This window comes from Kitasatospora sp. CM 4170 (assembly GCF_032110285.1).
GTDB classification, from domain to species: domain Bacteria; phylum Actinomycetota; class Actinomycetes; order Streptomycetales; family Streptomycetaceae; genus Kitasatospora; species Kitasatospora aburaviensis.
In genome coordinates this window covers 4,406,207-4,428,548 of the sequence record NZ_CP134877.1, presented here as the reverse complement: position 1 = coordinate 4,428,548, position 22,342 = coordinate 4,406,207, and the positions used below count along the sequence as shown (strand labels likewise).

Annotated in this window: 15 protein-coding genes and 1 pseudogene; 8 read left to right on the top strand and 8 right to left on the bottom strand. The window is 74.6% G+C overall.

Annotation, left to right across the window (positions count from 1 at the left end):
• Positions 1-2: 2 nt before the first annotated feature.
• The 6 genes from RMN57_RS18670 to RMN57_RS18645 all read right to left on the bottom strand — a co-directional run bounded on the left by RMN57_RS18670 (position 3) and on the right by RMN57_RS18645 (position 9,959).
• Positions 3-1,082: an alpha/beta hydrolase gene (locus RMN57_RS18670; RefSeq protein WP_313764493.1), complete on the bottom strand. Its 1,080-nt coding sequence runs from the start codon at positions 1,080-1,082 to the stop codon at positions 3-5.
• 86 nt (positions 1,083-1,168) lie between these two features.
• Positions 1,169-1,645 (bottom strand): phage holin family protein, encoded by a 477-nt coding sequence (locus RMN57_RS18665; RefSeq protein ID WP_313764492.1) that lies wholly within the window; start codon positions 1,643-1,645, stop codon positions 1,169-1,171.
• Between the two features lie 189 nt (positions 1,646-1,834).
• The gene (gene nhaA / locus RMN57_RS18660; RefSeq protein ID WP_380237952.1) at positions 1,835-3,487 is read right to left on the bottom strand and encodes a Na+/H+ antiporter NhaA; all 1,653 of its coding nucleotides are present in this window, start codon (positions 3,485-3,487) and stop codon (positions 1,835-1,837) included.
• 371 nt (positions 3,488-3,858) lie between these two features.
• Entirely contained in the window at positions 3,859-5,814 is a 1,956-nt protein-coding gene (gene acs, locus RMN57_RS18655) for an acetate--CoA ligase (protein WP_313764490.1), read from the bottom strand.
• A 271-nt stretch (positions 5,815-6,085) separates the two neighbouring features.
• Positions 6,086-8,476, bottom strand: coding sequence for a SulP family inorganic anion transporter (locus tag RMN57_RS18650; protein ID WP_313764489.1), 2,391 nt, complete (start codon positions 8,474-8,476; stop codon positions 6,086-6,088).
• A gap of 490 nt (positions 8,477-8,966) precedes the next feature.
• Complete coding sequence (locus RMN57_RS18645) at positions 8,967-9,959, bottom strand: ATP-binding protein (RefSeq protein ID WP_313764488.1); 993 nt, start codon at positions 9,957-9,959, stop codon at positions 8,967-8,969.
• Positions 9,960-10,225: 266 nt separating this feature from the next.
• Between RMN57_RS18645 and RMN57_RS18640 the strand changes: the two genes are divergently transcribed.
• Positions 10,226-11,119 carry an oxidoreductase gene (locus tag RMN57_RS18640; protein WP_313764487.1) on the top strand — a complete coding sequence of 298 codons (894 nt, stop codon included), beginning with the start codon at positions 10,226-10,228 and terminating at the stop codon, positions 11,117-11,119.
• Between the two features lie 500 nt (positions 11,120-11,619).
• Here RMN57_RS18640 and RMN57_RS18635 read toward each other — a convergent pair.
• Positions 11,620-12,417 (bottom strand): annotated as a pseudogene (locus tag RMN57_RS18635) (HAD family hydrolase); the annotation flags it as partial.
• Positions 12,418-13,456: 1,039 nt separating this feature from the next.
• Between RMN57_RS18635 and ssd the strand changes: the two are divergent.
• The 7 genes from ssd (at position 13,457) to RMN57_RS18600 (ending at position 19,655) form a co-directional block, all read left to right on the top strand.
• A complete protein-coding gene (gene ssd, locus RMN57_RS18630; protein ID WP_313764486.1) occupies positions 13,457-14,578 on the top strand; it encodes a septum site-determining protein Ssd in 1,122 nt (373 codons plus the stop codon).
• Entirely contained in the window at positions 14,578-15,921 is a 1,344-nt protein-coding gene (locus RMN57_RS18625; protein ID WP_313764485.1) for a TadA family conjugal transfer-associated ATPase, read from the top strand. Before ssd ends, RMN57_RS18625 begins: the two co-directional genes overlap by 1 nt.
• A gap of 545 nt (positions 15,922-16,466) precedes the next feature.
• On the top strand, positions 16,467-17,339 hold the full coding sequence (locus tag RMN57_RS18620; protein WP_313764484.1) for a hypothetical protein: 873 nt from the start codon (positions 16,467-16,469) through the stop codon (positions 17,337-17,339).
• 320 nt (positions 17,340-17,659) lie between these two features.
• Entirely contained in the window at positions 17,660-18,253 is a 594-nt protein-coding gene (locus tag RMN57_RS18615; RefSeq protein ID WP_313764483.1) for a type II secretion system F family protein, read from the top strand.
• A 76-nt stretch (positions 18,254-18,329) separates the two neighbouring features.
• Complete coding sequence (locus tag RMN57_RS18610; RefSeq protein ID WP_396327938.1) at positions 18,330-18,620, top strand: DUF4244 domain-containing protein; 291 nt, start codon at positions 18,330-18,332, stop codon at positions 18,618-18,620.
• The gene (locus RMN57_RS18605; protein ID WP_313764482.1) at positions 18,610-19,143 is read left to right on the top strand and encodes a TadE family type IV pilus minor pilin; all 534 of its coding nucleotides are present in this window, start codon (positions 18,610-18,612) and stop codon (positions 19,141-19,143) included. The genes RMN57_RS18610 and RMN57_RS18605 overlap by 11 nt, the downstream gene beginning before the upstream one ends.
• Positions 19,144-19,223: 80 nt before the next feature.
• A complete protein-coding gene (locus RMN57_RS18600) occupies positions 19,224-19,655 on the top strand; it encodes an Rv3654c family TadE-like protein (RefSeq protein ID WP_313764481.1) in 432 nt (143 codons plus the stop codon).
• On the opposite strand, the gene RMN57_RS18595 is transcribed toward RMN57_RS18600, so the two are convergent.
• Entirely contained in the window at positions 19,650-22,256 is a 2,607-nt protein-coding gene (locus tag RMN57_RS18595; protein WP_313764480.1) for a DEAD/DEAH box helicase, read from the bottom strand. The genes RMN57_RS18600 and RMN57_RS18595 overlap by 6 nt on opposite strands.
• Between the last annotated feature and the right edge of the window lie 86 nt (positions 22,257-22,342).

Sequence of the window (22,342 nt, the reverse complement as noted above, 5' to 3'; positions counted from 1 at the left end):
GCTCAGTCCTTGTGCCGGCCGATCCAGTCCAGCAGCTCGGCCGTGAACTCCTCCGGCGCCTCCTCGTGCGGGAAGTGCCCGATCCCCGGCATCAACCGCCAGCGGTACGGCGCGGCCACGTACTCGCCGCCGCCGAGCGCGGTGTGCGAGAGCAGCACCGGGTCCGCCGCACCCTGGACGTGCAGGGTCGGGGCGGTGATCGGCTTCTTCATCCGGCGGGCGAACTGGATGCCGTCCGGCCGGGCCATCGAGCGCAGCAGCCAGCGGTACGGCTCGATCGAGCAGTGCGCGGTGCTGGGGATCTGGATCGCCTGCCGGTACGCCGCGACCGCGGCCCGGTCCAGCTGGTTGCGGCCGGTCCAGGCGTCCAGGTAGCGGCCGACCAGCTCGCCGTCGTCGGCGACCAGCCGGCGTTCCGGTATCCACGGCCGCTGGAAGCCCAGCACGTGTTCGAAGGCGGCCATCTGGCGGCGGTCGGTGAGCAGGGCCCGGCGCAGGTCGCGCGGGTGCGCGGCGGAGACCACGGTGAGGCTCTGGATCACCGACGGCCGCATCACCGCCGCCACCCAGGAGAGCGTGCCGCCCGAGGCGTGGCCGACCAGGTGGGCGCGGTTCTCCCCGAGCGAGCGGATCACCCCGGTGATGTCCAGCGCGAGGTTGCCCGGGTCGTAGCCGCGCGGGGTGCGGTCGCTGCCGCCGATGCCCCGCAGGTCGAGCGCGACCGCCCGGTAGCCGGCCTCGGCGAGCGCGGTCAGCTGGTGGCGCCACGCCCACCAGTACTCGGGCCAGCCGTGGACCAGCAGCACCAGCGGCCCCTCGCCCAGCTCGGCGATGTGGAACCGGGCCCCGTTCGCGGCCAGGTCGCGGTGCGTCCAGGGGCCCGCCTGCCGGACGTCCCAGGCGGGCGCGGGCGCGGCCGGCGACGGGTCGCCGCCGTCGGTGAGCGCGGTCGCACCATCGGGCGCCCCGTCGACGGCATCCCGGTCGACGGCGTCCCGGTCGACGGCGTCCCGACCGCTCGTGCGGTCGGGACCGGAGTCGGCGGACGGCTGCGGAGGCAGGTGCTTCTGGTCGAGCGGCATACCGAGAGCGTGTCACATCCGTGCGCCGGACACGCGCCCGGCACTCGGTCTCGGAGCGTCCGCCCGCTCCGCGCGGTCGTCCGTCCTTACGGGATGCGGCCGAGGGCCCGGTCGATCTCCTCCTTGGTGGCGGGGCGCGGACGGGCGTTCTTCAGCACGTCGGCGGTCTTCTGAGCACCCTCGATGGTGCGGTGCGGCTTCTCGATCCGCTTGAACGAACGCAGCGCCAGGAGCCCGAGCACCACCGCGAGCAGCAGGTAGGCGCCGGCCACGATCAGGAACGACCAGCCGAGCGAGAGGCCCAGCGCGTGGATCCCGAACGCCGCCGCGGCGCTCAGCATCGGCACGGCGGCCAGCGCCACCACGCCGGCGACCGTCAGCGATACACCGCCGGAGACGCCGCGCTTGACGTCCGCACGCAGCTCGGCCTTGGCCAGCGCGATCTCGTCGTGGACCAGGGCGGACAGGTCGGCGGTGGCCGCCGCGAACAGCTGCCCCACCGAACGCTCGCCCTCGTAGGGCGCCCGGCCGTTGCTGGACGGGTCTGCGGCTCCTGCGGGCATCAGCGGTTCTCCTTCTGCGGCTCTGCGGCGTTTGCCGCCGGGCGGTGCGTTCTCCGGGGCCGGAGGGGGCCCGGTGGCGGCTGTGGACTGTCGACAGCTCAGAATCATGCCCCCAGCAGTCAGTCGCACACCACTCCGGGGGCCCTGCCGGAGTGGTGTGTCCCCTTGCTGCCGACGGCGCGGCAGGCCTCAGTCGGTGCCGGAATCACGGTCCGGACGCCCCTTCGCCGAGCCTCCGCGCGTGCCGTCCGGGGAGTCCTTCGCCGGGCCGTCGGCCGGGTTGCTCGGCGGGCCGTCGGCCGGGTGGTCGGCCGGGCTCCCTGACGGGTCCTCCGCCGGGTGGTTCGTCAGCTCGGGTGTCCGCGCCTGCCAGGCCGGGTCGTCCTGCTGGTAGACGTCGGGGATGCCATCGCCGTCGAGGTCGCGCTCCTCCTCCTCGAACAGTGCCCGGTAGTGCCGGTTCCGGAGCTTGAGCAGCACGGTGGCGAGCAGGGCGCAGAGCAGCGAGCCGACCAGGACGGCCGCCTTGGCCCGGTTGGCCAGCGCAGGGTCGTCCGGGAAGGCCAGCTCGCTGATCAGCAGCGAGACGGTGAAGCCGATGCCCGCCAGCACCGAGACGGCGAACATGTCGGCCCACTTGAGCTGCGGGTTCAGCTCGGCGCGGGTGAAGCGGGCGGTCAGCCAGGTGCCGCCGAAGACGCCCACCGACTTGCCGACCACGAGGCCGAGAATGATCCCGAGCGGGGTGGCCTGGGTGAAGACCTCGCCCAGCGCAGGGCCGGAGATCGTCACCCCGGCGGCGAACAGCGCGAAGACGGGGACGGCGAACCCGGCCGAGAGCGGGCGGACCAGGTGCTCGATGTGTTCACCGGGGGACTCCTCCTCGTCGCCGACCCGGTGGCACCGCAGGATCAGGCCCATCGCGACGCCCGCCACCGTGGCGTGCACGCCGCTCTCGTGCATCAGCGCCCAGATCACGAAGGCGAGCGGCACGTAGAGGTACCAGCCGTGGACCCCGCGCCGGTGCAGGAACCAGAACAGCACCAGGCCCGCGAAGGACAGCCCCAGCGCCCAGAACTTGATGCCGGAGCTGTAGAAGATCGCGATGATCAGGATCGCGATCAGGTCGTCCACCACGGCGAGGGTGAGCAGGAAGGCGCGCAGCGCAGCCGGCAGATGGGTGCTGATCACGGCCAGCACGCCGAGCGCGAAGGCGATGTCCGTCGCGGTCGGGATCGCCCAGCCGTCCGGATGACCGCCGCTGCCCGCGTTGTCGACGGCGAACAGGATCGCCGGCAGCGCGACGCCGCAGACCGCGGCGACCACCGGGAGCAGCGCGGCGCTCGGGCTGCGCAGCTCGCCCGCCACGAACTCGCGCTTGAGCTCGATGCCGGCGACGAAGAAGAAGATCGCCAGCAGGCCGTCCTTGGCCCAGGTGGCCAGGGTGAGGTCCAGGTGGAGCGGGCCGGACGGTCCGATGGTGTAGTCGAGGACGCTGTTGTACGAGGCGGGCCACACGTTGGCCCAGATGAGCGCCACCAGCGCGGCGGCGAGCAGCAGGATGCCGCCGACCGTCTCGGTGCGCAGGGCGTCGAGGATGAAGGTGCGCTCGGGGAGGGGCAGCCTGCCGAGGAGCTGGCGGCGTCGGTTCGTCGGCTCGTGGACGGGCGGCTGGCTGGCCACGCGGGACCTCCTGGGGCGGGGAACGGCGTACGGATGCACGTGTGGTGCAGTGCCGACCAGACTTCCCGGCGCGCCCTGTGACGCTGGATCCAATGGCGTTGGATCTTGATGCGTCTTTGACAGTCTAGCCGGAGGGCGAGATGACACCCTGCTCGTCATATTTCAGGACCTAAGCCCTGACGGCTTCCTCCGCCCCCGTACGGGCGACCTGCCGGCCCCCGAATGGAGCCGGCCGCATGCAGACGGGTGAACGCCTCCCTATCGTCGATCGCAGGCGCTGTCCGTCCGGGCGGCGTGATGCTCCTTCCCTTTCTCCTCTCTCTTCCTTCCCTCCCTCGGCTCCGACTGCGCTACCTGCAGGCCCGTCGTTCCGGCCGGTCGAGGGCGGGGCCGGGCGCTCCGGGGGGTCCGGCCAGGTGCATCGCCCGGTTCGGTTCCGCGCCTGGCACGGCGGCGCCCCCGGGGCGGTCGTCCTGACCACCCCGGGGGCGCCGATCCTTGCCAGTCCTGCGCTCAGCGCAGTTCGCAGGTCAGCCCTGGCTGCCGGTGGGCGGGAGCTGGGACTGGATCAGGCTCATCACGGTGCTGTCGGCGAGGGTGGTGGTGTCGCCGATCTCGCGGCCCTCGGCGATGTCGCGGAGCAGGCGGCGCATGATCTTGCCGGAGCGGGTCTTGGGGAGCTCGCCGACGACCTTGATCTGCTTGGGCTTGGCGATCGGGCCCAGGGTCCTGCCGACGTGGGCGCGGAGCTCCTCGACGAGTTCGGGGGTCTCGGTGGCGGTGCCGCGCAGGATGACGAAGGCGACGATGGCCTGGCCGGTGGTGGCGTCGGTGGCGCCGACCACGGCGGACTCGGCCACCGCCGGGTGGCCGACCAGGGCGGACTCGACCTCGGTGGTGGAGATGTTGTGGCCGGAGACGAGCATGACGTCGTCGACCCGGCCGAGCAGCCAGATGTCGCCGTCCTCGTCCTTCTTCGCACCGTCACCGGCGAAGTAGCGGCCCTGGAAGCGGGACCAGTAGGTGTCGATGTAGCGCTGGTCGTCGCCCCAGATGGTGCGGAGCATGGAGGGCCAGGGCTCGGTGAGGACGAGGTAGCCGCCGGAGCCGTTGGGGACCTCGCGGGCCTCGTCGTCGACGACGGTGGCGGCGATGCCGGGCAGCGCGCGCTGGGCGGAGCCGGGCTTGGTCTCGGTGACGCCCGGCAGCGGGCTGATCATGATCGCGCCGGTCTCGGTCTGCCACCAGGTGTCGACGATCGGGGCCCGGCCGGCGCCGATGTGCTCGCGGTACCAGACCCACGCCTCGGGGTTGATCGGCTCGCCGACACTGCCCAGCACCCGCAGCGAGGACAGGTCGAACTTCGCGGGGATGTCGTCGCCCCACTTCATGAACGTGCGGATCGCGGTCGGCGCGGTGTAGAGGATCGTCACCCCGTACTTCTGGACGATCTCCCAGAACCGGCCCTGGTGCGGGGTGTCCGGGGTGCCCTCGTAGATGACCTGGGTGGCGCCGTTGGCCAGCGGCCCGTAGACGATGTAGGAGTGGCCGGTCACCCAGCCGATGTCGGCGGTGCACCAGTACACGTCGGTGGCGGGCTTGAGGTCGAAGACCGCGTGGTGGGTGTAGGCGGCCTGGGTCAGGTAGCCGCCGGAGGTGTGCAGGATGCCCTTGGGCTTGCCGGTGGTGCCGGAGGTGTAGAGGATGAACAGCGGGTGCTCGGCCTCGTGCGGCTGCGGGGTGTGCTCGGCGCTCTGACGCTCGGTGATCTCGTGCCACCACACGTCGCGGCCCTCGGTGAACGGGGTGTCCTGGCCGGTGCGGCGCACCACCAGGACGTGCTCGACGCCGTCGACCTTGGTCAGGGCCTCGTCGATGGCGGGCTTGAGGGCGGAGGGCTTGCCGCGGCGGTAGCCGCCGTCGGCGGTGATGACCAGCCTGGCGCGGGCGTCCTGGATCCGGGAGGCCACCGCGTCGGCGGAGAAGCCGCCGAAGACCACGGAGTGGGTGGCGCCGATCCGGGCGCAGGCGAGCATCGCCACCACGGCCTCGGGGATCATCGGGAGGTAGATCGCGACCCGGTCGCCCTTGGTGACGCCGAGTTCGAGCAGGGCGTTGGCGGCGCGGGAGACCTCGTCCTTGAGCTGGGCGTAGGTGATCGAGCGGCCGTCGCCGGGCTCGCCCTCGAAGTGGATGGCGACCCGGTCGCCCAGGCCGGCCTCGACGTGGCGGTCGACGCAGTTGTAGGCGACGTTCAGGCGGCCGTCGGCGAACCACTTCGCGAACGGCGGGTTCGACCAGTCCAGCGTCTCGGTGGGCTCGACGGCCCAGCTGAGGCGGCGGGCCTGCTCGGCCCAGAAGCCCAGACGGTCCTCGGAGGCCTGCGCGTACGCGGCCGCGGTGACGTTGGCGCCGGCGGCGAGCTCTGCCGGCGGGGCGAAACGCCGCTCCTCCTTGAGCAGGTTGGCCAGGCTCTCGTTGCTCAACGCGCACTCCTCATCGAGTCATGGTCGGGGTCGTTCCCGTGCGTGGGGATTGTCCCGTGTGTCCCAGCGCACAGCTCACCAGGCGAACAGGTCGGTTGACAAGAGGCGCCGGAGAATTGGTGTAGACCTTTGCTCGAATATCGAAGGGGGAGTCGAAGGGGCAGGCGAGCGGCCCGGCCGCGGCGTTTGCGGCGGGGCCCGTGGAACTCGCCCGTGCGAAAGGGAGGTGGGCCCGCACCCCTGCCCGCCCGGCGGGGCGCGGGCCCGGCTCTCAGGCGGCCAGGCGGGGGTCGCCCCCGGTGGCGGCCGATGTGGCGGAGACCTGTTCGATTTCGTTCACCCGCTCGGGCGTGTCGCAGGGCGTGGCCCCGACCGACCGGCCCTCCAGCGCCTCGACGGGGCTGAAACGGCCGCTCTCGCGGTCAAGCACATAGGCCTGGGCGGTGGCGAAGTCGAAATACATCCCGACCAGGCGCAGGGTGCCCTCGGCGACGCGTCGTTCCACTGCGGGGTTCGCCATCAGCTGGTCCAACTGCTGAACCACGTTGGTGATGCAGAGCTGTTCGACCAGATCGACCACCGGCCGGGTGGTGAACTCGGCGGGGGCCCGCCGCAGCCGGTCGAGGGCGCCGAGACCGTTGCGCAGCCAGCGGGTCAGCGGGGTCGGCGGCCCCGGGCGTTCGTGCACGCCGTCCAACAGGGCCTTCATCGCGCCGCAGCCGGAGTGCCCGCAGATCGTGATCGACCGGACCTCCAGGGCCTCGACCGCGTACTGCACGGCGGCGGCCACCGAGTCGTCGGCCGCGCCCGGCTCGAACGGGGCGGGCACCAGGTTGCCGACGTTGCGGACGGTGAAGAGGTCGCCCGGGCCGCTGTTGGTGATCATGCTGGTGACCATCCGCGAGTCCGCGCAGGTCAGGAAGAGCTGGGAGGGGGTCTGCCCCTCCCGGGCGAGCCGGGCCAGTTCGGGGCGGATCAGCGGGGCGGTGTGCAGCTGGAAGCCGCGGACACCGTCCAGCAGTCGGCCGTGCGGGTCCTCCTGCTGCTCGATGCAGTGGTGGCCGACCCAGGGTGTCCACGCCCGGCACCGGTGCGGGCCGGGGGAGCTGCCCGTGCGAACCGTGCCGTCGGGATCGAGCACCTCGTCGTCCTGGCGCCGCGTCACCATCGAGACCCGGCCGCCCGCCGCCAGGTGACCGACCCGCCAGCTGTGCAGGGTCTCGTACGCGGCGTGGTCCAGGAAGGATCCGTCGTGGACGACCGCGACCTGGGCGGTGCCGGGGATGTCGGCCAGCGCACGACTCAGCCGGGGCACGGCGGCGAAGGTGAGCGGGCCGTGCGTCTGCACCGTGAACGAGCCGTCGGGGCCGGGCAGGACGTCCACGTGGGCGCGGGTGAGTCGGTAGAGCGCGAGCAGGACGGCCGTCGCGGCGCCCAGCGCCACGCCGAGCAGGACGCCGAGCAGCACCACGCCGAGCACGGTGATCAGGTAGACCGGGAACTCGCGGTGCCGGTGCACCTTGCGGATGTGCGCGAAGCTCACCATCTGCAGACCGACGACCAGCACCAGGGCGGCCAGCGCGGCGAGCGGGATCCGGCGCAGTCCGCCGGCGAGCAGCAGTGCGGCGGCCAGCACCCAGACGCCGTGCAGGACCGAGGACCAGCGGGTCTGCGCGCCGGCCCGGACGTTCGCGGTGCTGCGCACCGCGCCGCCGGCGATCGGCAGACCGCCCAGCAGGCCGCTGACCATGTTGGCGATGCCCTGGCCGCGCAGCTCGCGGTCGAGGTCGCCGGTGCGGTGCGACATCCGGTCGATCGCGACGGCGGAGAGCAGCGACTCGACGCTCGCCACGGCGGTGACGGTCAGCACCGCTGCCAGGACGCCGGCGATCGGGCCGTGCGGCAGCTGGGGGACGATGCCGTGCGGCTGCCAGGTGGGCAGTTCGACCCGGGCGAGCTGCAGGCCGAGGGCCGTGGCGAGGCTCGTGGCGACGGCCACGGCGACCAGCGGGCCCGGCACCTTGGCCAGTCGGGCGCCGAATTGGCCCGCCCGGCCCGGGAGTCGGCCGAGTCGGGGCCAGATCATCAGGAGGGCCGCGGTGATCGCGCCGACGGCCAGTGCGGGCGGGTGCGAGCCGGCCAACTGGCCCGGGAGGGCGAGGAGATTGGCGGGCGCGGAGCTCTGCGGGGAGCCGCCGAGGACGACGTGCAGCTGGGCGATGGCGATGGTGAGGCCGACGCCGGCCAGCATGCCGTGCACGATGGCGGGCGAGACGGCGAGCGCCGTCCGTGCCACCCGCCGTACTCCGAGCAGGAGTTGGAGGAGGCCGGCGGCGACGGTGACGACGCAGGTGGCCTGCCAGCCGTACTGGGAGATCAGTCCGGCGGTGATCACGGTCAGCGCGGCGGAGGGGCCGCTGACCTGGAGTGTGCTGCCGCCGAGGAAGCCGGCCACGAGGCCGCCGACGGCCGCCGCGGCCAGCCCGGCGGTGAGCGGGGCGCCGGTGGCCAGGGCGATGCCGAGCGAGAACGGCACGGCGATCAGGAAGACCACGAGGGAGGCCGAGAGGTCCTGCGCCCAGCGGGCGCCGGAGCGCGGGCCCGGTGGGGCGTGGTCGTTGGTGTCGGAGGCGATGGGGGCGCTGGAGATGTCGAGGGTCATTGTCTTCCCGTCTGTCCGGGGGGAACGAACGCAGTCGGGTCCGGCGGGGAGTCCGGTTGTCGGCTCACCGGAGCGGACCGGCTGTCGTGGGTCGCGACGGTGTGGCGGGATGGCGTGGTCGCGGCGGGGATCGCGGGTGTCGCCGGCCGGACCGTGGACCATCTGGGGGCCTCGGGGAGACGGTGGGCGGCCGCCTCGAAGAGGACCATTCAAGACTCGGTAAACCGAGGGTAATGAAAGCTTTGCACAGCGTCACCCCGGGCGACAGTGGCAAAGCGCCTGATTCACACCATTGGGTGGTGGTCGAACGGGCGGGAATCTGCTGGTGGCAGGCCCGGACGGGCGAGGTCCGGCGCGTGGCGGCTGCCGGGGTGCCTCCGTTGGGCGCAAAGGGGAACGGGCTGCAGCCCCCCGAGTGGAATGGGGACCGCAGCCCGTTCGGCGGCTGCTCCGGTCGGCCGTGCGCGTCGATCGGCCGACCGGAGGTCGCTCAGCCGAGCGCCCCCGCGGTCGCGGCCTGCTCGCCGCCGAGGACGAACCCGTGGTCCACCTGGCTGGCGAGGTCGATCCCGACCTTGGCGTTGGCCCAGCTCTCGGCGTTGCGGAGGTGGAACAGGACGGCCTGCTCGGTGTAGCGGCGGGCGTCCCGCAGCTCGTGAGCGGCGTCGGCCTCCTCGCGCAGCTGCTCCAGCACGGTGCGGTTGCCGGGCTCCAGCGCCCGCAGCGGCGGCTCCGCGCCCTGCTCCAGTCGGCGGACCCAGTCCGAGTGCCCGAACGCGGTCAGCAGGTCGTCGCCGACCTCGCGGCGGAGGAATTCCAGGTCGTCCGGGCCCTGCACCTTGTTGCCGACCACCCGGAGCTGCACGCCGAAGTCGCGCGCGTAGTCCTTGTACTGGCGGTAGACCGAGACGCCCTTGCGGGTCGGCTCGACCACCAGGAAGGTGAGGTCGAAGCGGGTGAACAGCCCGGAGGCGAACGAGTCGGAGCCCGCCGTCATGTCGGTGACCACGTACTCGTCGCGGCCGTCCACCAGGTGGTTGAGCAGCAGCTCGACCGCACCGACCTTGGAGTGGTAGCAGGCGACCCCGAGGTCCTCCTCGGTGAACGCTCCGGTCGCCAGCAGCCGCACCGATCCCTCGTCCAGCGCGATCGGGCGGGCGCAGGCCGCGTACACCGGGTTCTCCTCGACGATCCGCAGCAGGCGCGAACCCCGGCCGGGCGGGGTGGTCTTGATCATCTCCTCGGCGGACCGGACCAGCGGGTTGGATCCGCGCAGGTACTCCTTGATCTCGGGCAGGTGGGCACCGAGCGACGGCAGCCCGGCGGCCTGGGCGTCCGTCAGTCCGAGGGCCGGGCCGAGGTGTTGGTTGATGTCGGCGTCGACGGCGATGACCGGGCGGCCGGCGGCGGCCAGGTGGCGGATGAACAGTGAGGACAGCGTGGTCTTGCCGCTGCCGCCCTTGCCGACGAACGCGATCTTCATCTGGGACTCCGGCTCTCGCTCTGGGGCCCGCCGTCGGGCCTGGTGCTCGGTGCCTCGCCCGCGCCGCTCCGGGCTGCTCGTCCAGGGCCGGTGCCGACCGCGCCGAGGCGGGACGATCTCCAGAGTTGGAAATCGTTATCGTCTCCGATAGTGGCCATGCTATCGGCGGTTTCGGGTTCGTCGCCGGAGGGAAGTGAGGATTGCCTCGAACGGGTGATGCGGGGTTGCTGTTCCAGGAGGGGCGTCCGGTCATTACTCTCGGGTAGGTGAGCACTGGAACAGATCCCCTCGCCCCGCTGGCCCAGCTCCCCGGGGTGCCCGACGCGGTGGCCGAGGTGCGCAAGGTCGTCGACCGCCTCTACGGGCACCGGGTGATGCGCCGCCGCGCGGCCGAGGTCACCTCCGAGTCCGCCCTGCGCGGCGCCCGCGCCTCGGCGGCGCTGGCCGGGGCCAACTGGCCGCTGGAGGAGGTGCGCCGCCGCACCGACTTCGGGGTCGACGAGGAGGCCCGCACCGTCGGCGCCGCGCTGCGGATCGCCGCCGAAGCCGGTCAGCTGCTGAGCGTCTGGCGGCACTCGCCGCTCCAGGTGCTGGCCCGGCTGCACCTGCTGGCGGTCGGCGACGCGGACCCGGTGGCGGGTCGGCCGCGACAGGCCGGCGAGCCCGCCGATGAGCTGTTCCCGCTGGAGCTCGAACCCGTGGAGGGCGTCGACGCCGGTCCGGCGTCGGCCGGGCCGCCGGCCGCGCTCCCGCCCGCCCCCGGGGCCGAGGAGGTCGCCGCCCGGCTCGACCAGCTCTCCCGGCTGCTGGTCGCCCGCGCCGAGGGGCAGGGTGTCGGCACCCCGGCCCTGGTGGTCGCCTCGGTGGTGCACGGGGAGCTGCTGGCCCTGCGCCCGTTCGGTGCCCACAACGGGGTGATCGCGCGGGCCGCGCAGCGGATCGTGCTGATCGCCGAAGGCCTCGACCCGAAGTCGATCTGCCCGGCCGAGGTCGGTCTCGCGGAGCTCGGCACGGAGTCCTACCGGCGGGCGCTGGCGGGCTACCTGGCGGGCACCCCGGAGGGGATGGCGGCCTGGATCGGCCACTGCGGGCGGGCGTTGCGGCTCGGCGTGCGCGAGAGCACGGCGGTCTGCGAGGCGATGCAGCGCGGGATGGTCTGAGGGCTCCGGCCCGGCCGGTGCCGGGGGGGCGTGGGCTGCGCGCGGACACGCCGTTCGCGCAGACGCTGTTCCCGGAGGCGTTCGCTGTCGAACACAAGGATGCGGCGGCACCTGATCCTGCCGGGTGCCGCCGCTGGCACAGGTACCGGGTGACCATGCATGCACCGGAAGTGCCGATCAGACGGGGATCCTGCCCGTTCGTCTGGTCCGGCGGCCCGACAGCGGGTCGGCTGCATGTGGGTGCTCGGCTACTGTACACACGGTCCGTGGGGCCTGAACTGCGTTGTCGGTTTGACCTCTTCGGGTCCTGACCGGGTCTCGCGGGCCGTGCTTCATTTGTATCGCGTTTCGGGCGAAAGGGGAACCCGAAACGAGAAGTCTTCGGCTTTTGCCCGTTTTGTCCCAAAGTGCAAGGGTTTAGCAGGATCCGCCCCGCCCGTTCGCGGGCCGTGCCCAGCTGCGGGTGCGGGGTTCGGACCCGCCCGGTGGGCGGGCTCCGCTCAGGCGGCCGGGCGGCGGCGCCGGGCGGCGTACCAGATCACCCCGGCGGTGAGCACCGCCGTGCCGACCGCCACCGCGGTAAGCACCGAACGGCTCGGCGTGGAGAACTCCGGGAGCCGCCGCCGCAGTTCCACCGGTCGATCGAAGACCAGCACCGGCCACTCGCGGGCCACCGCCTCCTTGCGCAGCGCCCGGTCCGGGTTGACCGCGGACGGGTGGCCCACCGCCTCCAGCAGCGGCAGGTCGGTGGAGGAGTCGCTGTACGCGTAGCACGCGGCCAGGTCGTAGCCCTCGACCTCGGCCAACTCCCGGATGGCGGCGGCCTTGTTCTCGGCGTAGGCGTAGTACTCGATCTCGCCGGTGTAGCAGCCGTCCTCGATCTTCAGCCGGGTGGCGATCACGTGGTCCGCGCCGAGCAGGGCGCCGATCGGCTCGACCACCTCCGAGCCGGAGCTGCTCACGATCACCACGTCGCGGCCGGCCGCGTGGTGCTGCTCGATCAGCGAGGCGGCCTCGTCGTAGATGATCGGGTCGATCAGGTTGTGCAGGGTCTCGGCGACGATCTCGCGGACCTGCTGGACGTTCCAGCCCCGGGTGAGCGCGGAGAGGTACTCGCGCATCTTCTCCATCTGGTCGTGGTCCGCGCCGCCGACCAGGAAGACGAACTGGGCGTAGGCGCTGCGCAGTACGGCCCGACGGTTGATCAGGCCGCCCTGGTAGAAGGGCCGGCTGAAGGCGAGGGCGCTCGACTTGGCGATGATGGTCTTGTCGAGGTCGAAGAAGGCCGCGGTGCGCGGGCCGGCCGGGCGGGTGCGGGCGAGCGGAGGCCTGGGGGAGGTGGCTCCGGCGGGCTCGGTGGTCCGGGGAGCCCCGGCGTCCCGGCCGGCGGCCGCGGCTCCCGCGCCCGGACCGGTGGTGGCCCCGCCGGTGGTTTCGGGCGCCCCGGAGGGGGTCTCGGAAGGTGTCGCGGAGGCCGTCACCGGGGCGGCGTCGGCCACCTCGGCGGCCCCGGTGGTGGAGTCCGCGGACTCGTCGGCGTGCTCGTCGGCGTTCTCGGTGGTGTCCACGGGAACCGAGGATAGAGGGCGCCGCAAAACGGGCCGCCATTCGGCGTACTCGTGGGCGTGCGGGTTTGTGTTTCTGGCCGCTCGGGTACACCATGGAAGTCACGGATCGTTCGCGACCGTGCTAACCCGGTCCGGCTCCTCCCCCCCGAGTCGGGCTGTGGATAGACGACCCCCGCTCTCCCCCCCGGCGGGGGTCGTCGCACGTCCGGGGCCATTTTCAGGGCTTGAACGGCCTGAGTGCGGATGGCGCGCCGCTCCGGGCGGTGGTCTACAGGGGGTGTCGGGTCGAGGATTCGCCGACCCGCGTTCGTCACTCTGCGTTGCCGGTTGCACATGGTGGCCGGCCGCTTCGGCATGCCCGCGTGGAGGCGGCGGAGCGCCCCCGAAGGACCGCCGGAAGAACTGGCGGGCAGTGTCCGAAGAGGCCGGTGAGCGGTGGTCGGAGGGGACACGCCGGGGTGCCCTTCCGGGCGTCGGCGGGCCCGCTGCCGGGCGGGGGCCCGGCCGGGCGGTTCTCCCCGGTGAGGCCTTTCCGTCAATTGTTTGCTCAATAGCCCCCCGCCCGGGTGAACGTTGTTATCCACAACCCCGAGTTATCCACAGGGATTCGGAACCTGGATGACGGAATCCGCACCTCCCCCCACCGTGGTGCACGGCAGCGGCTGCCGGGGCCTCCTCGCGAGGTGTCCCGGCCGGCCGCCTGCCGGGACCATCCGGACGCGTCCCGGACCGCCTCGCGCGGACGGGCGCCCGTAGAGGGGAGAGCGCCATGTCGACGCCGATCGCCGGCCACACCGCCGCCCAGGGCCCGGAGACGGGGCCGCTGGTCGTCACCGAAGACGAGGCCCTGGCCGAGCACCTGCTGCGGCTCTGTGCGGCCGCCGGCACCGAACCCCGGCTGATCAGGGGCGCCCCGCCGCCGCGCGGCCTCTGGGAGGGCTCCTCGCTGGTCCTGGTCGGGGATGACCAGGCCGAGCGGTGCGCGGCGATGCCCCGCCGCACCGGCGTGCTGCTGCTCGGGCTGGACCTCGACGACGCCGGCGTCTGGGTCAGAGCCGTCCAACTCGGCGCCGAGCACGTGCTGTTCCTGCCCGATGCGGAGGCGTGGCTGCTCGACCGGATCGCCGACGCGGCCGAGGGCGTCGGCACACCCGCGCTCACCGTCGCGGTCCTCGGCGGCCGCGGCGGTGCCGGCGCCTCCACCCTGGCCTGCGCGCTCGCCGTCACGGCCGCCCGGACGGGCCGCCGGACCATACTCGTCGACGGCGATCCGCTGGGCGGCGGGATCGACATCCTGCTCGGCGGCGAGACGGCCGGCGGCCTGCGCTGGCCCGACCTGGCCGCGGCCCGCGGCCGGGTCAGCGGCGCCGAACTGGCCAAGGCGCTACCGGTGCTGAAGCGGCTGACCGCGCTCTCCTGCCTCTCCTGGGACCGCGGCGACATGCTCGCCGTGCCGCCCGAGGCCATGCGCAGCGTGCTCGCCGCCGCCCGGCGGCGCGGCGGGCTGGTCGTCGTGGACGTCCCGCGCCACCTCGATCCGGCGGCCGGCCAGGCGCTGGAACAGGCGGACACGGCGCTGCTGGTGGTCCCCGGCGAGCTGCGCGCGGTGGCCGCCGCCGACCGGGTCGCGGCCTGCGCCCGGATGCGGCTCGACGACCTGCGGGTCGTGGTGCGCCCGCTGCGCCCCTTCGGACTCCCGGCCCACCGGATCGCCCGCGGGCTGCGGCTGAAGCTCGCGGGCGTCCTGGAGGGCGAGCCCGGCCTGGCCGCCGACGTGGAGCAGGGCGTGCCGCCCGGAATCCGCGAGAACGGACCGCTGGCGCGGTTCTGCCAAACATTCCTGGACGAGGTGCTGCCGCCGGTGCCGGCGGTCGGAGGAGGTGTCTACTGATGGTCCGTCTGCGCAGAACGTGCAACGGGGCGACGGCCGGTGGCCGGGCCGAGGGTGCGCGGGAGCACCGGTGGCTCAGGAGCGTCACGGCGGTCGACGAGCCGCCCGGGCGCCGTACGGGCCCGGAGCCGAACCCCTACGGGCGAACGGCCCGGGAGGAGCGCACCGCGGCGCTCGTGGACGCGGTGCGGCTCCGGCTGGCGGAATCCGGGGCGCCGCCGACGGCCGGGTCCGTCGCGGCGGTGCTGCGGGCCACCAGGCCGCCGCTCGGCGGCGACGAAGTCCTCGACACGGTGCGGTCGCTGCGCGCCGAGCTGGTGGGTGCGGGCCCGCTGGACCGGCTGCTGGCGGCGCCCGACGTCACGGACGTCCTGGTGAACGGCCCGAACGAGGTCTGGGTGGACCGCGGTGGCGGGCTGCGGCGGGCCGTCGGCGTCCGATTCGCCGACGCCGAGGCGGTCCGGCGGCTGGCCCACCGGCTGGCCACGGCGGCCGGGCGGCGGCTCGACGACGCGCGGCCCTGGGTGGACGCGCGGCTCCCCGACGGGACGCGCCTGCATGCGGTGCTGCCGCCGATCGCGACCGGCTGCACCCACATCTCGCTGCGGGTCTGCCGGCCCCGCCCGTTCACGCTCGGCGAGTTGGTGGCCGGCGGGGCGGTCCCCGAGGCCGGCGCCGGGCTGCTGGCGGGCATCCTGCGCGCGCGGTTGTCCCTGCTGATCTCGGGCGGGACGGGCACGGGCAAGACCACGCTGCTGTCGGCCCTGCTCGGGCTGGCCGGACCGGACGAGCGGATCGTCGTCGTCGAGGACTCGGCCGAGCTCCGCCCGGCCCACCCGCACGTGGTCCGGCTGCAGAGCCGGCCGCCCAACCAGGAGGGGCTGGGCGAGCTGACCCTGCGCGACCTCGTCCGCCAGGCCCTGCGGATGCGCCCCGACCGGCTGGTGGTCGGGGAGGTCCGCGGAGCCGAAGTGTCCGACCTCCTGGCCGCGTTGAACACCGGCCACGAGGGCGGGTGCGGCACTGTGCACGCCAACGCGGCGGCGGACGTCCCGGTCCGGCTGGAGGCGCTCGGCTCGCTCGCGGGGCTGGACCGGTCGGCCCTGCACAGCCAGCTCCGGGCGGCACTCGACCTGGTGGTGCACCTGGTGCGGGAGCCGGTCACCGGGCGGCGCAGGGTCGCCGAGATCCACACGCTGGCCGGCGACCGCGACGGCCTGGCCGTCACCGAACCGGCGGTGCAGTTCGCGGCGGACGGCAGCACGGTGCGCGGTGCGGGCTGGGAGCGGCTGTCCGGGCTGCTGGCGGCGCGGGGCGTGACGGCCGCGGACCGGGCGCCGTGATGCCGAGCCTGGTCGAGGCGGTGTTCGGCCTCGTGGTCTGCGGGTGCGCAGCGGGAGCCCTGCTGCTGCTCGGACGCCGGGGCGGGCGGCCGGGTGGGGAATCGGGCGGGGAGTCGGAACGACGGAGCTGATCGAGAGGCCTGATCGGGGTCTGGTCGTAGAGGGAGGTGCGTGACATGGCGCGTGATCAGTTGTCCCTGTGCTGGGCGGCGGTGCTCGTCGTGGTGGCGTTCGCCGGGTGGTGGTTGCTGCAACCGGCGGCGCGCGGGTCGCGGAGGTGCCGGCTGGTGCTGGCCGGAGGCGGCGATGGCTTCCGGGGTGGCGGTGGCGGTGGCAGTGGCGGTGGGGGTGACGGAGGTGGCGGCGGAGGAGGTGGTGCGGGGCGCGGTGCGCGCTGGGCGGCGGGACCGTGGTGGCCGGGCGTTCGACCCCCGGGTGCGCGGCGGTGGGGCGGCTCCCTGAGGTCCGGGGCGGGCGCAGCGCCCGGGGGCGAGCTGCGGGGCGGGTACGGCCGGCACGACCGGTTGACCCCCGAACTTCTCCTGGTGCCTGGCGGATTGGCCGCCGCGTGGGCGACGGGATCGCCCGTCCCGGTGCTGGCCGCTGCGCTGGCCTTCGTACCGCTGCGGCGTCGGCGGCAGCGCCGTGCCACGGAGGAGGAGGCCCGGCGACGGGCCGCCGCGGTCGTGGACCTCTGCGCCGGGCTGGCCGGTGAGTTGCGGGGTGGGGCGACACCGGAGCAGGCGCTGCACCTCGCGACGACCCGCCTGGCGGCGGACCGCGAGGCGCTGCACCGGATCGGTGCGGAGCCGGTGGCGCGGCTCGCCGCGGGCTGGTACGGCGGGGACGTCCCGCTCGCCTTCCACCTGCTCGCGGAGCTTCCGGGCGGCAGCGGGGCCACGGCGATCGCCGCCTGCTGGCGGGTCACCGCCGACGGCGGATCGGGACTGGCGACGGCGCTGGACGGCGTGGCGGAGGCGCTGCGCGCCGAGCAGGTGCTGGCCGAGGAGATCACTGCCGAGCTGGCCGCGCCGCGGACCACGGTCGCTGTCCTGGCGGCGCTGCCGATTGCGGGGCTCCTGCTCGGCGCGGCGCTCGGGGCCGGTCCGCTCGTCGTCCTGCTCCACACCCCGGCCGGGCTGGCCTGCCTGCTGGGCGGCGCGGTCCTGGAGGGGCTCGGTCTGGTGTGGACGGCGCGGATCGTCCGGGCCGCGTCGCGTGGGGCCATGGAGGCGCCGGTGGACGCTGGACCGGCGGCCGCCGAGGGTGCCGGCCGGGATTCGGGCTCCTTCGCGGGTACGGGCCTGCGTCGTGGGCGGGGCCGTGACGGCGAGGGCCGGCGGTGCGGCATCTCGCGGACCGGAACCCGCTCGGGGTTGCCGGGCGGCGCATCCCGGACGGAGGTGATGTCGGCGTGATCCGGGGTGCGGGCAGCGCGGCCCTGGTGCCGGTGGTGACCGCCGGGGCGCTCCTGCTGCCCCGGACGGCGGTCCGGTGGGCGGGTCAGCGGCGGGCGGTGGCCTGGCTCCGGGCGGGGAGCCGGGCGTCGGACCGGGCCCGGCGGCCGCTCGTGGGACGGTCCCGTGGCCGTCGGCCCTGGGCCCGCGGCGGTGCCGGGGCGGACGGGTCCGGGCCGGACGGAAGCCGACCTGGCAGCAGCTGGGCGGCTGGAAGCGGGCCGGGCAGAGGCGGGCCGGGGCCGCAGGCCGGCGGCGCGGAGCGCGTACGGCGGGCCGTCGTGCCGGGTGGCGCCGGACTGGTCGCGGCGACGGTGCTCGGAGGCGCGGCAGGGCTGGTGGTCGGTGTGGTGGTGGCCGCCGGGCTGTACCGGTGGCTGCCGAGGCCGCGGTCGCCGGCAGAACGCCGGGCCGTGCTGGAGGACGAGCAGCTGACCCGGCAGCTCCCGCTCACCGCGGAGCTGCTGGCCGCCTGCCTCGGCTCGGCCGCTTCGCCGGCCGTGGCGGTTGCAGCGGTCGGCCGGAGCGTCGGCGCTCCGATGGGACCGCGGCTGGTGGCGATCGCGGCCGAGCTGGCCCTGGGCGCACCGCCGGAGGTCTGCTGGGTCCGACTGGGTGAGGAGCACCCGGTGCTGGCGCCGCTGGCCCGCTGCCTGGTGCGGACCAGCCTCAGCGGTGCACCGGCGGCGAAACCGCTGACCGGGCTGGCGCACGGGAGGCGGTCGGAGGCCGTCCGCACGGCTCACGCCCGGGTCCGCCGGGCCGGGGTGCTGGCCACGGCCCCGCTCGGGCTCTGCTTCCTCCCGGCATTCGTGCTGATCAGCGTCGTGCCGGTGGTCCTCGGCCTTACCTCCCGCTTCGCGCAGGCACTGTGAGCGGCCGTGCTGTGGGCGCAGTCCTTCGTCGGCCGGGCCGACACCGAATCATCGTCTTCGATCGAGGAGAGAACTCATGACCGCAGTCACGATGCCCAATCCGGCCGGCGGAGTCCGCCACCGCCGTCCGCTCGGAGTGCGCCGACGGCGTGGCGCTTGGTTGGTCGGCCGGGTCCGGCGGGCACTCGGGTGCAGGAGCTCCCGCGACGGCAGGGGGCGGTCGGACGCCGGGATGACGACCGCGGAGTACGCCGTCGGGACGCTCGGGGCGTGCGCGCTGGCCGCCGGGCTCTACAAGGTGGTGACCAGCGCGGCCGTCATCGGCAGCCTGACCGACCTGCTGGACCGGGCGCTCCATGCGACGTGACGGTCGGCCGGCCCGGCGGGCGTCCCGGGCCGGCCGGTACGCCGGGCGGTGGCGCAGGGGGCGGTGGGCCCGGCGCCGGGGCGACGCGGGGTTCGCCACGGCCGAGACGGCGGTGGCCCTGCCCGCGCTGGTGCTGCTCGCGGCGATGCTGGTCTGGGGTGTGCTCGCAGCGGGCGCACAGCTCCGCTGCGTGGACGCCGCACGGGCGGGGGCCAGAGCGGCCGCGCGCGGGGAGGCGGACGCCGTCGCCGTCGCCGTCGCTCGCTCGGCTGCCCCGGCCGGGGCAGCCGTCCGGATCGATGCCGGGGCCGACACCGTGCGGGTCACGGTCGAGGCGCGGTCGGCGGCTCCGGGCGGGCTCGCCGCCCTGCTCTCGGTGCGGCTCGGCGCGGCCGCCGTGGCCGCGCGGGAGGACACCCTGGGCGGTGGCAGCGGTGGCAGCGGTGGCAGCGGTGGCAGCGGCGCTGGTGCCGGTGCCGGTGCCGGGCCTGGAGGAGGTGGTGGTGGCTCGTGGCCGGCCTGAGCAGAGGACCGGCCGTCGGCCCGCTGAGGCGGGCAGCGGATCGGGCAGCGGGTCGGGCGGCGGGGCTCCGGACCCGCCCTGTGGCGGCGAGGGGGCGGGGGCCCGACGCGGGGTCGGCGACGGTCTGGCTGGTCGCCTTCGCGGTGCTCGGGTGTGCGGCCTTCACCGCGACCCTCGCGGTCGGTGCGGTGGTGGGCGCCCGCCACCGGGCGGAGGCGGCCGCGGACCTCGCCGCCCTCGCGGCGGCCGACCGGCTGCTGCTGGATCCGGACGGCGGGTGCGCGTGGGCGGTCGGCATCGCTGCTGAGCAGCGGGCCACGGTGGTGTCCTGCACGGTCGACCGGGAGGCGGATGCCGTCGAGGTGGTGGCCGAAGTCCCGGTCGCCGGAGTACCGGTGCGGTTGCCGGTCGGGCCGGCCCGCGCCCGGTCCCGGGCCGGCCCGGTTCGCGCGGCGCCCGCTCCAGCCGGGGCCGAAGCGGGCGTGGACCTCAGCGCGGTGGGCGGCTCATGAGCCCCCGGTACCTGGCTCCCGGGGCCCGCCTGCCCGGTTCCGGCTCTCCGGGCCGCCGGGCCCGCCCGTCGAGCCCTGTCCGCCCGTCGAGCCCTCTCCGTCGCCCAGTGCCTCTCCGGCGGCCGACGCCTCGCCGTCCGGCTCGTCCGACGAGTCCGCCTCGCCGGCCCTGCGGGGCTCGCCAAGCCGGTCCGGTCCGGCCACACCGTTCGGTCCGCCCGCACCGTCCGGTGCGGGCGTGCCGCCCTTGCCCGGGTTCGACTCCTCGTCGGTACGTCCGTCCTCTGCCGTCGGGGCGCCGGCGAGCAGGACGTCCAGCAGCCGGACGGCGGCCGCCTTGTCCAGCGGGTCGTTGCCGTTGCCGCACTTGGGCGACTGCACGCACGACGGGCAGCCGCGCTCGCACTCGCAGGCCGCGATCGCCTCCCGGGTCGCGGTCAGCCACTGGACGGCGCGCCGGAAGCCGCGCTCGGCGAAGCCGGCCCCGCCGGGGTGGCCGTCGTAGACGAACACGGTGGGCAGTCCGGTGTCGGGGTGCAGCGGCACCGAGACGCCGCCGATGTCCCACCGGTCGCAGGTGGCGAACAGCGGCAGCAGGCCGATGGATGCGTGCTCGGCGGCGTGGGCGGCGCCGGGCAACTGGTCGGGCGGGATCTCGGCGTCGAGGAGCTGGTCCTCGGTGACGGACCACCAGACCGCCCGGGTGCGCAGGGTGCGGGGCGGCAGGTCGAGCTTGGTCTCGCCCATGATCTCGCCGGTGGAGATCCGCTTGCGGAGGTAGCCGACCACCTGGTTGACCACCTCCACCGAGCCGAAGCTGAGCCGTCCCTCGCCCCAGTCGATCGAGGTGTCGGTGGAGAGCACGGAGATGGAGGTGATGTCCCGGGCGGCCGTCGTGTAGGGCGGGTCGGCCGGCTCGACCAGTGCGACGGACGTCTCCAGGTCGAGCTCCCGGACGAGGTAGCTGCGCCCCTGGTGCAGGTGGACGGCGCCGGTGTGGACGGTGGTGTGGGCGGCCGCGGCGTCCACGGTGCCCAGCAGCCGGCCGGTCGGGGCCTCGACGATCTGCACCGGGCTGCCGCCGCTGCCGCGCAGGTCGACGGCGTCGGCGGCCCGTTCGCGGCGGGTCCAGTACCAGGAGCCGCCGCGTCGGCGGAGCAGCCCGCGCCGCTCAAGGACGGGCAGCAGCGGGCCGGTGGACGGGCCGAACAGCTCCAGGTCGGCGTCGGTGATCGGGAGTTCGGCGGCGGCCGCGCACAGGTGCGGGGCGAGGACGTGCGGGTTGTCCGGGTCGAGCACGGTGGCCTCGACGGGGGTGGCGAAGAGGGCCTCCGGGTGGTGCACCAGGTAGGTGTCCAGCGGGTCGTCCCGCGCGATCAGGACGGCGAGCGCGCCCTGGGCCTCGCGACCGGCCCGGCCGGCCTGCTGCCAGAGCGAGGCCCGGGTGCCGGGGTAGCCGGCCATCAGGACGGCGTCGAGGCCGGAGATGTCGACGCCGAGTTCGAGGGCGGAGGTGGAGGCGAGGCCGAGCAGCCGGCCGGTGTGCAGCGCACGTTCGAGGGCCCGGCGCTCGTCGGCGAGGTAGCCGCCGCGGTAGGCGGCCACGCGGTCGGCGAGCGGCCTGCCGAGCTGGTCCTGGGTCTGGAGGGCGACGAGCTCGGCGGCCCGGCGGGAGCGGACGAAGACGACGGTGCGGGTCTGCTGCTCGACCAGGTCGGTCAGCAGGTGGGCCGCCTCGGCGGTGGCGGTCCGGCGGACGGGGGCACCGTGCTCACCGACGTTCTCGGTGAGCGGCGGCTCCCAGAGGCCGAAGACCATCGGGCCGCGCGGTGAGGCGTCCTCGGTGACCGCCCGGGCCGGCAGCCCGGTCAGCCGGCGCGCGGTGGCGGCCGGGTCGGCGGTGGTGGCGGAGGCGAGCAGGAAGGTGGGGGAGGAGCCGTACCGGGCACAGATCCGGCGCAGCCGACGCAGCACCTGGGCGACGTGTGAGCCGAACACGCCCCGGTAGCTGTGGCACTCGTCGACGACCACGTAGCGGAGCGTCTTGAGGAAGGTGGACCAGCGGGCGTGGGCGGGCAGGATGCCGCGGTGGAGCATGTCGGGGTTGGTGAGTACGTACGAGGCGTACTGGCGCACCCATTCGCGTTCCTCCGGCGGCGTGTCGCCGTCGTAGAGCGCGGCGCGGACCCTGGGCGGGGCGAGTTCGGCGGCGCGGCGGCGCTGGTCGGCGGCGAGCGCCTTGGTCGGGGCCAGGTAGAGCGCGGTGGCGCCGCGTCCGTTCCGGGCCTCGGTGCCGTCCAGCAGATCGCTCAGGACCGGAGCCAGATAGCCGAGCGACTTGCCCGAGGCGGTTCCTGTGGCGATCACCACGGAATGGCTGGTTTTGGCCAGGTTCATGGCTTCCGCCTGGTGCGCCCAGGGCTGTTCCACGCCGAGGTCGTGGGCGGCGGCCACGACCTCCGGACGGATCGAGTCGGGCCACGGCGAATAACGGGCAGGCCGGGCGGGAAGGTGCTCCGTATGGGTGAGCCGGTCCGACCGCCCCCGGGTGGCGGACAGGGTCGCGAGCAGTGCCTCGGGCAGGCTGTGACGGGGCGGCATGGGGACCCAGTGTGTCACCGGCGTGACGGAGAATCGTTGTAAGCCATCGTGCGGGCATGGTCGCAGGTGGTTGAATGTGGCCGTGA